12 protein-coding genes are annotated in these 13431 nt (G+C 72.6%); 8 read left to right on the top strand and 4 right to left on the bottom strand.

Annotated elements, in window-relative coordinates; all coding sequences use genetic code 11:
• The first annotated feature begins 4 nt into the window (after positions 1 to 4).
• Together ABT342_RS13920 and ABT342_RS13915 are read left to right on the top strand one after the other, a co-directional pair.
• Complete coding sequence (locus tag ABT342_RS13920; RefSeq protein WP_351571920.1) at positions 5 to 1087, top strand: LLM class flavin-dependent oxidoreductase; 1083 nt, start codon at positions 5 to 7, stop codon at positions 1085 to 1087.
• A gap of 220 nt (positions 1088 to 1307) precedes the next feature.
• Positions 1308 to 1796 (top strand): SPW repeat protein, encoded by a 489-nt coding sequence (locus tag ABT342_RS13915; RefSeq protein ID WP_351571917.1) that lies wholly within the window; start codon positions 1308 to 1310, stop codon positions 1794 to 1796.
• A gap of 86 nt (positions 1797 to 1882) precedes the next feature.
• On the opposite strand, the gene ABT342_RS13910 is transcribed toward ABT342_RS13915, so the two are convergent.
• Entirely contained in the window at positions 1883 to 3151 is a 1269-nt protein-coding gene (locus ABT342_RS13910) for a Tm-1-like ATP-binding domain-containing protein (protein WP_351571914.1), read from the bottom strand.
• A gap of 166 nt (positions 3152 to 3317) precedes the next feature.
• Positions 3318 to 4499: a four-carbon acid sugar kinase family protein gene (locus ABT342_RS13905; protein WP_351571911.1), complete on the bottom strand. Its 1182-nt coding sequence runs from the start codon at positions 4497 to 4499 to the stop codon at positions 3318 to 3320.
• Between the two features lie 118 nt (positions 4500 to 4617).
• Here ABT342_RS13905 and ABT342_RS13900 point away from each other — a divergent pair, with 118 nt between their 5' ends.
• Both ABT342_RS13900 and ABT342_RS13895 read left to right on the top strand, forming a co-directional pair.
• Positions 4618 to 5505 (top strand): LysR substrate-binding domain-containing protein, encoded by an 888-nt coding sequence (locus ABT342_RS13900; RefSeq protein WP_351571908.1) that lies wholly within the window; start codon positions 4618 to 4620, stop codon positions 5503 to 5505.
• A gap of 10 nt (positions 5506 to 5515) precedes the next feature.
• Positions 5516 to 5911 carry a TOBE domain-containing protein gene (locus tag ABT342_RS13895; protein WP_351571905.1) on the top strand — a complete coding sequence of 132 codons (396 nt, stop codon included), beginning with the start codon at positions 5516 to 5518 and terminating at the stop codon, positions 5909 to 5911.
• 141 nt (positions 5912 to 6052) lie between these two features.
• Here the strand turns inward: ABT342_RS13895 and ABT342_RS13890 are convergent, their stop codons facing one another.
• The gene (locus ABT342_RS13890) at positions 6053 to 7576 is read right to left on the bottom strand and encodes a helix-turn-helix domain-containing protein (RefSeq protein WP_351571902.1); all 1524 of its coding nucleotides are present in this window, start codon (positions 7574 to 7576) and stop codon (positions 6053 to 6055) included.
• Between the two features lie 229 nt (positions 7577 to 7805).
• Between ABT342_RS13890 and ABT342_RS13885 the strand changes: the two genes are divergently transcribed.
• The 3 genes from ABT342_RS13885 to ABT342_RS13875 all read left to right on the top strand — a co-directional run bounded on the left by ABT342_RS13885 (position 7806) and on the right by ABT342_RS13875 (position 12153).
• Positions 7806 to 8639, top strand: coding sequence for an FAD binding domain-containing protein (locus ABT342_RS13885; RefSeq protein ID WP_351571899.1), 834 nt, complete (start codon positions 7806 to 7808; stop codon positions 8637 to 8639).
• Positions 8636 to 11473, top strand: a complete 2838-nt coding sequence (locus tag ABT342_RS13880) for a molybdopterin-dependent oxidoreductase (protein WP_351571896.1) — start codon at positions 8636 to 8638, stop codon at positions 11471 to 11473. The genes ABT342_RS13885 and ABT342_RS13880 overlap by 4 nt, the downstream gene beginning before the upstream one ends.
• Positions 11474 to 11718: 245 nt before the next feature.
• On the top strand, positions 11719 to 12153 hold the full coding sequence (locus ABT342_RS13875; protein ID WP_502965530.1) for a molybdopterin-dependent oxidoreductase: 435 nt from the start codon (positions 11719 to 11721) through the stop codon (positions 12151 to 12153).
• A gap of 29 nt (positions 12154 to 12182) precedes the next feature.
• Here the strand turns inward: ABT342_RS13875 and ABT342_RS13870 are convergent, their stop codons facing one another.
• Complete coding sequence (locus ABT342_RS13870; RefSeq protein WP_351571890.1) at positions 12183 to 12602, bottom strand: TOBE domain-containing protein; 420 nt, start codon at positions 12600 to 12602, stop codon at positions 12183 to 12185.
• 242 nt (positions 12603 to 12844) lie between these two features.
• On the opposite strand from ABT342_RS13870, the gene ABT342_RS13865 reads away from it, so the two are divergent.
• Positions 12845 to 13240, top strand: a complete 396-nt coding sequence (locus ABT342_RS13865; protein WP_351571887.1) for a TOBE domain-containing protein — start codon at positions 12845 to 12847, stop codon at positions 13238 to 13240.
• Positions 13241 to 13431 lie beyond the last annotated feature (191 nt).

The following is a 13431-nucleotide window of genomic DNA, read 5'->3' as shown; positions in this document are numbered from 1 at the left end:
AGTCATGACGTTTATGGAACTCGACATACGGGGCGGAGTCCGTGCCGCTCCCGTCACCGGCCGCACGCCCGAGGAGCGCCAGGCCCTGCGCTTCGCCCCCGACCCGCGTGAGCGCACCGCCGACCCGGACCACGTGGCCCGCACCGCGCGGGAGAACGAGGAGGACGGCCTCGACAGTGCCCTGGTGACGCAGTCGAGTTCCTGGCCCGACCCCTGGCTGGTGGCCTCGTGGGCGCTGGCCGCCACGAGCCGCCTCCGGATCGCCGTCGCCCACCGCATCGGCACCACCGCCCCGACCGTCGCCGCGCGCTCCCTGGCCACCCTGGACCGCCTCTCCGGCGGCCGGGCCGCGGCGCACCTCATCGTCGGGTCGAGCGACGCCGACGTGCTGCGCGACGGTGACGGGCTCGGCAAGGCGGACCGCTACCGGCGGGCGGAGGAGTACCTGGAGGTCTTCCGCCGCGCCCTGACCGAGGAGGGGCCCTTCGACCACGAGGGGGAGTTCTACCGCGTCCGCGACGCCGTGTGCGGACTGCGCCCGCGTCCGCGCGGCGAGCTGCTGTCCTTCGGGGGCTCCTCGCCCGAGGGGAGCGACCTCGCCGTGCGCCACGCCGAGGTGTACGCCATCCCGCGGCTGCCGCTGCCCGACACGCGGCGGCGCATCGCCGCGATCCGGTCGGCGGCCGTGGCGCACGGCCGTACGCTGCGGATCTGGCGGCACATCACGGTCATCCTCGCTCCGAGCGACGAGGAGGCCTCGGCTCGGGCCCGCCGCATCGCCCACGACGCCCTGCGCCTCACCTCGGGCCCGGACAGCCCCCGCTGGACGGACGCGGTCCAACTCGACCGCGACCGCGAACGCGGCGCCCCGGCGGATGTCGAGGCCTACATCCGCCGCTCCCTCGCCGCGGCGTACGTCGGCTCGCCGGAGAGCGTCGCGGAGCGGGTGGGCCTGCTGCGGGCGGCGGGCGTCGACACGATCCAGCTCGACCTCTCCACGGAAACCCCCGAGGACCGCGCCCTCCGCCGCGCCCTGGTGACCCGCTTGCGGGGGCCCGAGTACGGGGGAGGACGGCGGGGGTGGTGAGCTGCGGGGTGGGTGCCGCTGCCCCCGGCCCCCGGATGAGCCGGCCCGCCGGGCACGGCCACCGGCCCCGGGAACGCTGTGTCGATTCCCGTCCCTCACCCTTCGTACGAAACGGGCTCGCCCGCATCGCCCCCACCTCCACACCGCGAATTGCGCGAAACGGGTTACATGACAACATTGCAGTAAAGGGCAGATAAAGGCTCCGACAGGAGGCGCCCAGATGACCACCCACCCGAGCATCGAGCAACACCCCGACCTGGCCGAGATGCGCGCCCGCTTCGAACGGGCGACCACCACGCCCCGGGCTCAGGGGATCGAGACACTGGCCCTGCTCACGGGCCTGTACCTGGCGGCCTCACCGTGGATCGTCGGGTTCAGCGGCTTCCCCATCGGCCTCACCAACCTGGCCGTGTGCAACCTGATCACCGGCGTCGCCTACGTCCTGTGCATGGGCGGCGGGTTCGGTACGGCGTACGAGCGCACCCACGCCATGGCCTGGTGCGCGATAGCCATCGGTGCATGGACGATCATCTCCCCGTGGGTCGTGGCCGGCGACTTCGCCACGACCCGGGCGATCGTCAGCAACGTCATCGTCGGCGCCTTGGCTCTGCTGCTCGGCCTGGCGATGACCGCCATGGACCGCATGGGGGAGCAGGGTCGGACGCGCGCGAGCGCGCGATCGGGCCCCGGCGCTGGTCCTCTGCGGTGACACTCCGTGCGGTGACACACTCCGCACCCCACAAGGCCCCGACCCAGGTCGGGGCCTTCTCGTGCGGAGGGTGCGGTACTACGCGACTACGCGCTCACGGCGGGAGCGGCGCCCGCCTCTGTGATCATCCGGTGCAGCAGATCCGACGCGGCGCGGCCGAACGCCGGATCGTTGATGTGCGTGCCGAATTCCAGTACGTCCACGGGGCTCCCCCGCAGCCCCTCCCGTACGGCTTCGAACAGCGCCTCGTCGGCGGCCGGATCGTGGTACGGCCCGTCCGGCGCTCCGAGCGTGGACAGACCGTGCAGCGGTACGCACACCGCCGTCGGACCGCTCGCGTCCCGCAACTTGGCGGCCACGAGCGTGCCGAGCTCCGCACACTCCCGCACGGTCGTGCGGATGACCGTGATGGACGGGTTGTGCACCCGTACGTCGCGCTCGCGCAGATGCCGTGCCGGGAGGGTGTCGATGGGGCCGAACTTCACCATGTCCAGCGCCCCCAGGCTCACGACCTGCGGAATACCGCGGCGCCCCGCCGCACTGAGCCGGTCGGGCCCGGCGGAGAGGATGCCGCCGCACAGATCGTCGGCGAGTTCACTGAGCGTCAGATCCAGGACCCCCGCGAACAGCCCCTGCTCGGCCATCGACTCAAGCGTGCGCCCGCCCGCACCGCTGGCGTGGAACACCAGCACCTCATAGCCGAGTTCGGTCAGCCGCTCGCGTGCCGCGTCCACGCCGGGCGTCGTCACGCCCGCCATGCTCGCCGCCACCAACGGCCTTTCGCCCGCCGCGAGTTCGGCCGGGCGCAACGCCCGGGACGCGGCCGCGAAGCCCTTTGCCATCCCGGCGGCGGCGTCCGCGGCGTTCGCCAGGATCGGGGCCGACACGCTGTTGATCCCGGCGATGTCCACCACGCTGTACATCATCGTGATGTCCGAGGAGCCGACGTACGCCGAGACGTCGCCCGAAGCCATCGAGGAGACCATCACCTTCGGAACGCCGAGCGGCAGCGCGCGCATCGCGCGGGTCGCGATGGACGTCCCGCCGCTGCCGCCGATGGCAAGCACCCCGTGCAGTCGGCCCTCCCGATGCAGCCGCAGGACGGTCTCGGCGGCACCGCGGGCCATCGTCGTCACGGCCGCGCCGCGGTCCCCCTCCGCGCGTAACCGGGCCAGGTCGGCCTGCGCCGCCCTGGCCACATCGGCGCGCGGAACGTCCGCGCCGATCCGTGGCTCGCCGATCACACCGGCGTCGACCACGATCACCTCGACTCCCTGCAGCAGCAGGCGTTCCCGCAGCCAGCCGTACTCCTCGCCCTTGGTGTCCAGTGTTCCCAGCAGTACAACGATCGCCATGCCAGGTACTTTCCGGGGGAAACGAGAGAGCGACAAGAGGGCCTGCGTGGTCGCGGCAGCGGCCGGAATCATTCGTTCCAGGGCGGTGGCGGCCGCCCGGGTGCGCGCCCGGCGCGCAGCACGGTGAGCAGGACCGGGGCCTGGCTTCCGGACCCTGCCGGGGGCGTCATTCCGGACTCCCCATCAGCCCCGCGAGGCGGCGGAGCGTGTCCGGATCGCCGAAGCCGCCGGCCTTGAGGGCGACCGGGAGCCGCCGGGGGCTGTCGAGCAGGCCGAGCGCGATGCCCGCTTCCGGTTCGCCGAGCAGCTCCATCTCCCGGACACCGAGGGCGAGAAGGACGGCGCGGGCGGTCTCCCCGCCGGTCAGGACGAGCGCGTCGAAGGCGTCGTGCGCCGCGAGAGCGACGACGGCCCGGGCGAGGGTGTCCGGTACGGAGCGGGCCGTACGCCCCTCGGGACCGTGCAGCAGCGCGCACCCCCGGCCGGACAGCTCCCGCCGCGTACGCTCCACCGCCGCCGGGTCCGTGACGCACACCCGCGCGCCGGTGTCCCGCGCGGCGAACCGCGCCGCCTGTTCCCGCCCGGCCGGGTGGAGGCTGCCGACGACGACCAGTACGCGCCGCCGGGCCGGGGGAGACGCGGGGGAGGGGCTCCCGGGCCCCGGACCCAGGCGCCGCGCGAGCGCCGCGGCAAGGCCCGGAGACCCCACCCACAGCACCTTTCCGGGGTCCGGGACCGCTGCGACCAGCTCGTCCAGGTCCCGGTCCGAGGACGCGTCGGCCAGGACGAGACGGGCGCCCGCGCCGCCCCGTACCGCACCCGGAATCAGGACCGTCAGATCGGCGCAGCGCACCGGGCGGACGGGGTCGTGAGCGAACGCGGTCTCGTGCACCGGCCGTCCTCCCAGCAGCTGTACGCCACCCACGGTGGTCCGCCGCTGCGCCGGAAACGCGGGTGCGATCACCGCGGTGGTACGCCCGCTCGCGGTCAGGGCGGCCTCGATCTCCACCGCCAGATGCCCGCGCAGCGTCGAGTCGACGGTCTTGACGATCACGTCCGCACCGGCCACCGCCCGCGCCGCCGCGCCGGTCACCGCGCCCGCGACCTCGGCTGTCCGCCCCCGCGTGTCCAGATCGAACGCCGCCACCCCGCCCGCGCGCGCCACGTCGTCCGGGTCCGCGAGCCCGATCCGGGCCGGGAAGCCGGCCGCCCGGAACGGCGCTGCCCCGTCACCCGCGCTCGTCAGGTCGTCGGCCAGAATCGCGACCCGCGGGACCGCGGTGCCCTCGGCGGCGCTCTCGGCGCCGGGGGACGAGGCGCATGTGTGAGCGGGGCTGACCTCGTGCATGGTGCGGGCCTTTCGGGTCGGTGATCTTCGGAGGGCCTTCCGAGCGGTCAGCCTCCCGGCAGAGCACCGGACATGTAAAGCGACCGTCTCTCACGTCATGTGTGAGAAAATCTCACACATGACGTGGGCCGATCTGCCACCGCTGGGCACCCTTGTCGCCTTCGAGGCGACCGTACGGCACGGCTCCGTGACCAGGGCCGCCGCGGAGCTCCACCTCACCCACGGCGCGGTGAGCCGGCAGATCCGGCAGCTCGAACAGGCCCTGGGAACCCCGTTGTTCGAACGGCGCAACCGCGCGGTCGTCCCGACGGAGGCCGCGCGCACGCTGGCCCGGGACGTCGGCGACGCGCTCGGCGCGCTGAGTGCCGCGGCCAGACGGGCGCGCGCGGCCGCCGAGCCCGGCCGCCCCCTCGTGCTCTCCTGTGAACCGACGCTGCTGATGCGGTGGCTGATCCCCCGGCTGCCCCTGCTCGCCGAAGCCGCCCCCGGGCTCGACCTCCACCTCGTCGCCTCCGGGGGCCCGGTCCCGTTCGACCGGGAGGGCATCGACGTCGCCATCCGGCGCGACGACTTCGCGCTTCCGGAGGGCGTGCCCGCACATCCCCTGTTCGCGGAACTCATCGGACCGGTGTGCTCGCCGGAACACGCCCGCCGTCTCTCCTCGCCCGCGGATCTGGCGGGGCTGCCCCGGCTGCACACCCGCACCCGGCCGACGGCCTGGGACGACTGGGCGACCCGCGCCGGGGCGGACCTGCCCGCCGCGCCCGAGCAGACCTTCGAGCACTTCTCTCTGAGCCTCCAGGCCGCGGCGAGCGGCCTCGGTGTGGCCATCGGTCCGCTCGCGCTCGTCCACGACGATCTGAAGGCCGGCCGGCTGCTCGCCCCGTACGGCTTCGAGCCCGACGGCAGTGCGTACGTCCTGCTGGCCGCCCCGGCCGCCGGCGACGAGCGTGTGAGTGCCCTGCTGGCCTGGCTGGGCGAACAGGCCGGGCGGCTGCTCCTCTAGAGTTCCGGGTGTGCCGTCGTACAGCATTGGGCAGGCAGCGGAGCTGCTGGGCGTGAGTTCGGAGACCGTCCGCCGGTGGGCGGACGGCGGGCGATTTCGGATGGACCGGGACGGGGCGGGCAACCGGGTCATCGACGGGGTGAGCCTGGCGGCGTTCGCGCAGGAACGCGGGGCGGGGCTGCACCCCGTTCCGGAGGGGGTGGTCACCTCCGTCCGCAACGCCTTCGCGGGGATCGTCACCGCGGTGACCGCCGACGACATCGTCGCGCAGGTGGAGATCCAGTCCGGGCCGCACCGGCTGGTGTCGCTGGTGACCCGGGAGTCGGTCGAGGAGCTCGGCATCGAGGTCGGGGTGACGGTCACCGCCCGGGTGAAGTCGACGAACGTCCATGTCGACCTCCCGTGACCGCTCGACCCACTTGGCCGGTCCGACCCGTTCGGTCCGCCGGGCCTGCGCGGCCTGCCCGGCCCGTCCGGTCTGCCCGGCCCGTCCGGTCTGCCCGGCCCGTTCGGCCGGCCGCCCGACTCGTAGGGACCGCCTGTCCCGTCACCGGCACATCAGAGCCGCGCGCAGATCCAGCTTGTGGTCGAGGCGCGACAGATCGCGCCCGGTGAGCGCCTCGATCCGCTCGACGCGGTAGTGCACGGTGTTGACGTGCAGATGCAGCGCCTCCGCGGTCCGCGCCCAGGAGCAGTTGTGCGCGAGGAAGACCTCCAGGGTCTCCAGCAGCATGCTGTGCGAGGCGCTGTCGCCCGTGCCGAGCGGCCCGAGGGTCCGCGCGCTGTACGCCGCCCGGACGTCGGAGGGCACCCCGGCGAGGAGTGAGCCGAGCGAGTCCAGGTCCTCGACGGCGGTGACCCGGGCACTGTCCGGGGCCGCCGACCTGGCCGCCGCGAGGGCGTAACGGGCCTGCACCAGGGCGGCTCCCAGCCCGTCGGGCGCGGTGGCTGGGCCGCTGAGTCCCGCGTGCAGGGGAGCAGGGTGGCAGGCGTGCAACAGGGGCCACAGCTCGTCCAGCGCGGGCCGCTTCCCGTCGGGACCGGTGTGGAGGACGGCGACGGCCTCGCCGGAGCGCAGCGAGAGGGCGAACGGCGATGCGGGGAAGTGGTGCAGAGCCTCCGCCAGCGCATCGGCGGCCCAGTGCTGCTTGTCGGAGCTCCGGGTGGCGACCACCACCCGGTAGGGACCCTCCGCCGGCAGCCCGCACGCGCGCAGCGCGCCGTCCATCGTGGCCACGTGGGACGACGGGGCGTCGATCAGCGAGATGAGCAGGTCGGCCTCCCGCTGACCGCCCGTGCCACCCTGGCCCCGGTCGTGACTGCGGCTGTGGCGGTGCTGGGCGATGACGTCGGCAATCTCGTGCAGGACGCGCGGCGGGGCCTGGCCGACGTCCGGAAGATGCAGGTGCCAGGCGTCGTACGGGCTGCTCTCGGCCTGCACGCGCAGCGTGACGCCCGACGGCGCTTCGAGGCTCTCGGCGGCGCGCCGGACCGGGAGCGCGGGTGCGGACGGGGTGCGTGCGACGGTACGCCCGCTCGCGGTGAGCAGGTAGCAGGGCAGCGGACCCAGATGCGCGAACGCGCGGTCCAGCAGTTCGTCCGGTCCGGCGCCGCGGTCGAGGAGCCTGCTGAGTTCGGTGCGTACGTTCTCGGGCAGGGCGTAGTGCGGGGTGGGGCGGCGGCTGAGATTGCCCCACTGGCGCAGGTAGACCGCCTCGGTGATGGCACGGAAGCTGGTGTGCGCGGGGACCGCGAACACCGCGATCCCGTGCTCGCGACAGGACTCCACGACATCGTCGGGGACCGTGCCGTGGGTCTCCTCGCCGGCCAGCAGCGCGGTGGCACCCGCCGCGCGCAGCGCCGAGACGAAGCGGTCGGTCTTCGGGCGCCCCGCGCCCGGGCTCCACCACACCAGCCCGCTCAGCACGAGCTCGCCCTGCTGGAGGAACCGGGCCGGGTCCTCCAGGTCGGTGGCGGTGACTCCGCTGACTTCCCGTTCGAGGTGGTGCTGCTCGCCCCACAGCAGGGTGAGATCGAGGCTCTCGAGCTGGAGTAGATGTCCGACGTGCATGCCCTGACTCCTTGCGCGACTGCCGGGCAGGTCACCCGGCATCTCACATTCACCAGGCGAGTGTGAGTTCCTACATGGTAAATGCCAGGCCAGCCGCCCCGAAGGTCTCCTGGTGAATTCACCAGGGCATGCCCGGGGGCCGTGGTGGTTTTCCGTGCCGCGCACCAGTCGTGTCTGCCCGCCCCGCGTTGCTTCACTGACTCGAAACGGACAGTCGCATGGGGGAGCCATGGATCTGAACACGGTGCTGGACGTGCGCGACGCACGACGCCGCGAGCCCTGGCGGCCGGGTGACGCCTGGCTCGGCGGCGGCACGTATCTCTTCTCCGAACCGCAGCCGCATCTGCGGCGCCTCGTGGACCTCGGCCGGATGGGCTGGGTGCCGATCCAGCAGCTCCCCGACGGATCGGTGGAGATCGCGGCCACGTGCACGATCGCGCAGCTCTCCCGCTTCGGGCGGAAGTCCTCCGCGGTGGCGGCTCCGCTGATCGAGCAGTGCTGCCGGGCCTTCCTCGCCTCCTTCAAGATCTGGAACATGGCGACCGTCGGCGGCAACCTCTGCAACGGTCTGCCGGCCGGGCCGATGATCTCGCTGACGGCGGCGCTCGACGGCGAATGCCTGCTGCACGCCCAGGACGGCTCACTGCGCCGCGTCAAGGCCGCGGACTTCGTCATCGGGGCGGGGAAGAAGGACCTGCGCGAGGGCGAGCTGCTGCGCTCGGTCACCCTGCCCGCGCGGGCGCTCGCCGGCCGTACGGCCTTCCGCCAGGCGTCGCTGTACGGCCTCGGCCGCTCGGGCGCGCTGATCATCGGCACCCTCGACCCGATGGACGGCTCCATGGCGGTGACCATCACCGCCGCCACCGTACGGCCCTTCCGGCTCTGGTTCCCGCTGCCTGTCGACCGCGGCGAACTGAGCGCCGCGATCGACGCGGCCGTGGGCGACGCCGACTGGTTCGACGACATCCACGGACTGCCCGAATGGCGACGGCACATGACGTACCGCTACGCCGAGGAGATCCGCCGCGAACTCACCCAGCTCCCCCAGGACGGTGTGCGATGAGCTTCAGCATCCAGGTCAACGACCAGCCCTTCGAAGCCGAGCCCCGCGCCGGCCAGTGCCTGCGCACGTACCTGCGCGAACGCGGTTGGTTCGGCGTCAAGAAGGGCTGCGACGCGGGCGACTGCGGCGCCTGTACGGTGCACGTGGACGGCGAGCCGGTGCACAGCTGCCTCTACCCGGCGGTACGCGCCGAGGGCCGCGAGGTCACGACGGTGGAGGGACTCGCCCGGCAGGGCGGCGAACTCCACCCGGCCCAGCAGCAGTTCCTCGACGCCCAGGGCTTCCAGTGCGGCTTCTGCACCGCCGGCTTCCTGATGACCACCGCCGCACTCCAGGCCGAGCAGGGCACCGAGCACGACGACGGCAAACTCGACGACCTGCCGCGCGCCTTCAAGGGCAACATCTGCCGCTGCACCGGCTACCGCGCCATCGAGGACGCCGTGCGCGGGGTCAAGCACACCGAGAGGCCCGAGGCGGGCGAGGCCGTCGGCAAGTCCCTGGGCGCCCCCGCCGGCCCCCTGGTCGTCACCGGCACGGCCCGTTACACCTTCGACGTCGAGGTGCCCGGCCTGCTCCACATGAAACTGCTGCGCTCCCCGCACCCGCACGCCCGCATCGTCTCCATCGACACCACCGACGCCCTCCAGGTCCCGGGCGTACACGCCGTGTTCACCCATCACGACGCCCCCGACCGGCTGTACTCCTCGGCCAGGCACGAACACCCCACCGAGGATCCGATGGACACCCGCGTCCTGGACGACGTGGTCCGCTTCGTCGGCCAGCGCGTGGCCGCCGTGGTCGCCGACAGCGAACAGGCCGCCGAGGAGGGCTGCCGCCGCGTGGTCGTCACGTACGAGGAACTGCCGTACGTGACCGACCCGGAGGAGGCCATGCTCCCGGGCGCCCCCGTCCTCCACCCCAAGGGCCCCGAATCGGGGATCTTCCGCGCCGAGAACAACGTGTGCGGCGAGGTCCACAACACCATCGGCGACATGGAGAAGGGGTACGCGGAGGCGGACGTCGTCCACGAGGAGACCTTCCAGACCCAGCGCGTGCAGCACGCCAGCCTGGAGACCCACGGCAGCGTGGCGTACTTCGAGCCCAAGGAGGACGGCGACGGCGAGCGCATCACCGTCCGCTCCTCCACCCAGGCGCCGTTCCTGACCCGGCGGGCACTGTGCGCCCTCTACGACCTGGGCGAGGACGAGGTCCGCGTCGTCGCGGGCCGCGTGGGCGGCGGGTTCGGCGGCAAGCAGGAGATGCTCACCGAGGACATCGTGGTCCTCGCCGCCCTGAAGCTGCGGCGCCCGGTGAAACTCGAGTTCACCCGGGCCGAGCAGTTCTACGGTGCCACCACCCGCCACCCCTTCAAGATCACCATCAAGATCGGCGCCAAGGCCGACGGCACCCTCACCGCGCTGCGCATCCGCGTGCTCTCCAACACAGGCGCCTACGGCAACCACGGCCCGGCGGTGATGTTCCACAGCGTCGGCGAGTCCTTCGCCGTCTACAAGGCGCCGAACAAGGAGGTGGAGGCGTACTCCGTCTACACCAACGGCGTACCGGCCGGCGCCTTCCGCGGCTACGGCTTGGGCCAGGTCCTCTTCGCCCTCGAATCGGTGATGGACGAGCTCGCCATCAAGCTCGGCATGGACCCGCTCGAACTGCGTGAGAAGAACGTCATCGGCGCCGGCGACCACATGGTCACCCCGATCGGCCACGAGCCGGACCTCTTCATCGCCTCGTACGGGATGAAGCAGTGCATGGACGTCGTCCGCAAGGCCATCGCCGAGGACCGCAGTCACGAGGACGTCCCGGAGGGGTGGCTGACCGGCACGGGCTCGGCGGTCGCGATGATCGCGACCGGCCCCCCGGGCGGCCATTTCGCCGACGCCAGGGTCAGCCTGCTGCGCGACGGCACGTACGACATCGCGGTCGGCACGGCCGAGTTCGGCAACGGCACCACCACCGTCCACAAGCAGATCACCGCCGGCGCGCTGAACACCACCGTCGACCGGATCACGGTCCGCCAGTCGGACACGGACGTGGTCCGCCACGACACCGGGGCCTTCGGCTCCGCCGGAACGGTGGTGGCGGGCAAGGCCGTGATGCTGGCGGCGGACTCGCTCGCGGAGCGCCTCAAGACCTTCGCGGCCCGCCACACGGGCGTCGCCCGGCACCTGTGCAAGCTGGAGGCCGAGGCCTTCGACTGCGCGGGCCGCGTCGTGACCCTCAAGGAGTTGTACGAGGCCGCGTACGACAAGGGCAAGCTCGACGAGATCGCGGCGGACGGCCACTGGACCGGCTCCCCGCGTTCGGTCGCCTTCAACGCGCAGTGGTTCCGCCTGGCGGTCGACCCGGACACCGGCGAGATGAGGATCCTGCGCAGCGTGCACGCGGCGGACGCGGGCAAGGTCATGAACCCGATGCAGTGCCGCGGCCAGGTGGAGGGCGGCGTGGCCCAGGCGCTGGGCGCGACGCTGTTCGAGACCGTACGGGTGGACGAGCGGGGCGAGGTGACCACGGCCGCGTTCCGCCGCTACCGGCTGCCGCAGTACGCCGACGTCCCGCGCACCGAGGTCCACTTCATGGAGACGTCGGACGCGATCGGGCCGCTCGGGGCCAAGTCGATGAGCGAGAGCCCCTTCAACCCGGTCGCCCCGGCCTTCGCCAACGCGCTGCGCGACGCCACCGGGATCCGCTTCACCGAACTCCCGGCGACCAGGGACCGCGTCTGGCTCGCCCTGGACCGGCGGGCGCGGTCGGAGGATGGAACCGAAGATGCCAGCGCGGCATTCGTAGCAAGCTCACAAAATCGAGGAGATAGGCGCTAACCGGCTCGCAGGAGGGGTATCTCTGGCGGCAGTCGCCGCACCGACCCGTCCGACAGGGGAGCCCGATGAGCCGCACCCGTACCGCCCCCGCACGCACCGGATCCCTCCTCCCGGGAGAGGAGAACGGATCCTTCCCTCCGGGAGGGGAAGCCGGATCCGTCGTCCGGGGAAAGGAGGCCGGGTCCATCGCCCCAGGAGGGGGCGCCGGATCCGTCGTCCGGGGGGAGGGCGCCGGATCCTTCCTTCTGGGCGGGGAAGTGGAGCGCCCGGCCACGCTGGACGTCGCCGCTTTGCGGGCGGGCTGGCAGCAGCACCGGGCCGATGTCGTCTTCGACTGCGCCGTCAACGGCCCGCAGCACCACACCTTCGAGGGGGCGCTGCTCCGGGAGGTCGTCGGCGCCGCCCGCCCGGCCTTCGACCCGCGACGGCGCAAGGAGCGCGCGCGCTTCCTACTGGCCGTCGCGGGCCGGGACGGCCACCACGCCGTGCTGGCCTGGGCGGAGGTCGACGCCGACTTCGGGGACGCGCCGGTGCTGCTGGCCACCCGGATGGACGGGGAGGACCTCGGCCCGGCCGGCAGTCATCTCGTGGTGCCCTCGGACCGCTGCGGTGCCCGCTACATCAGCGGGATCACGGGGATCTGGGTCACCGCCTGCCGGCTGCCGGGCGAGGCCTTCTAGCGCTGCCCGTCAGCGCTGTCCTCGGGTACTCAGGCGGTGGCGAGGGAGATCTCGGTGGACTTGATGAGCGCGACCACGGAGGTGCCGACGGCGAGACCGAGGTCGCTCACGGCGTCCTTGGTGATCGCGGCCGTCAGGTCGCCTCCCTCGACGTCGACCTTGACGCTGGCCATCGCCGGGCCGGTGGAGACGGACGCCACGGTGCCGGGGATCTGGTTACGGATGCTCAGGCCGCCGACCTGGCCGGTGGCGAGGGCCACCTCCGTCGACTTGACCAGCGTGCGGACCTCGGAGCCCGCGGCGAGGCCGAGCTCCTTGACGGAGTCGACGGTGATGGCGGCGGTGATGTCCTGGCCGCCCGCCAGACGGACCTTGACGGTGGCCATGGCCTCGCCGGAGGTGACGGAGGTGACGGTGCCGGGGATCTGGTTACGGATGCTGAGACTCATGTGCCTGTGCCTTGATCGTTGAGCGGAATGCCGGATTCACCGGCTGTTGCTCCGCACACTAGGCGCACTGCGTGCGACCGTTCGTGCACGCATCGCAGGCGCCAGTCCCGATCTGCGTATCGCCTGGCATACCCGAGGTAACGATCTTGGGCTTGTGTGTTCCTCTGAAGGGGGTGGCATCTGCGATGGAGTTTCATTCCATGAGTTGTAAATGCGAGGCAGACGGCCCTACGGTGTGGCACATGCAGTCCTACACCATCGGACAGGCGGCACGTCTGCTCGGCGTCAGCCCCGACACCGCGCGCCGCTGGGCGGACGCCGGCCGCGTCGCGACCCATCGCGACGAGGCGGGCCGCCGCCTCATCGACGGCCGTGATCTGGCCGCCTTCTCCATCGAGGTCGCCCAGGGCGGCATCGGCGAGGAGGACGGCACGTACACCTCGGCGCGCAACGCCTTCCCGGGCATCGTCACCGCCGTCAAGCTCGGCGACGTCGCCGCCCAGGTCGAGATCCAGGCCGGTCCGCACCGACTCGTGTCGCTGCTGACCCGGGAGGCCGTGGAGGAACTGGGTCTCGAAGTCGGCATGCAGGCCACCGCCCGCGTGAAGTCGACCAGCGTGCACATCGACCGCAGCTAGCACGGGCCCACCGGCAGCAGCTGGCACCGGACCGCCGGCCAGTCGGCCCGCGCGCGCCGCCGTATCCGTACGGCCCACGGCGCCACCCACTCCCCACAGCCACTCCCCACGGCCACCGTCCCCCACCAAGCGGCGTCGCCCGTCACCGGCGCGGCTCTCGTCCCATCCGCTCGGGCGGCGTCAGCCGACCG

Source organism: Streptomyces sp. NPDC000410, from assembly GCF_040300305.1.
In the GTDB taxonomy this organism is placed as follows: domain Bacteria; phylum Actinomycetota; class Actinomycetes; order Streptomycetales; family Streptomycetaceae; genus Streptomyces.
The sequence above is the reverse complement of the archived record's forward strand: the minus strand, read 5'-3'. Positions and strand labels throughout refer to the sequence as shown.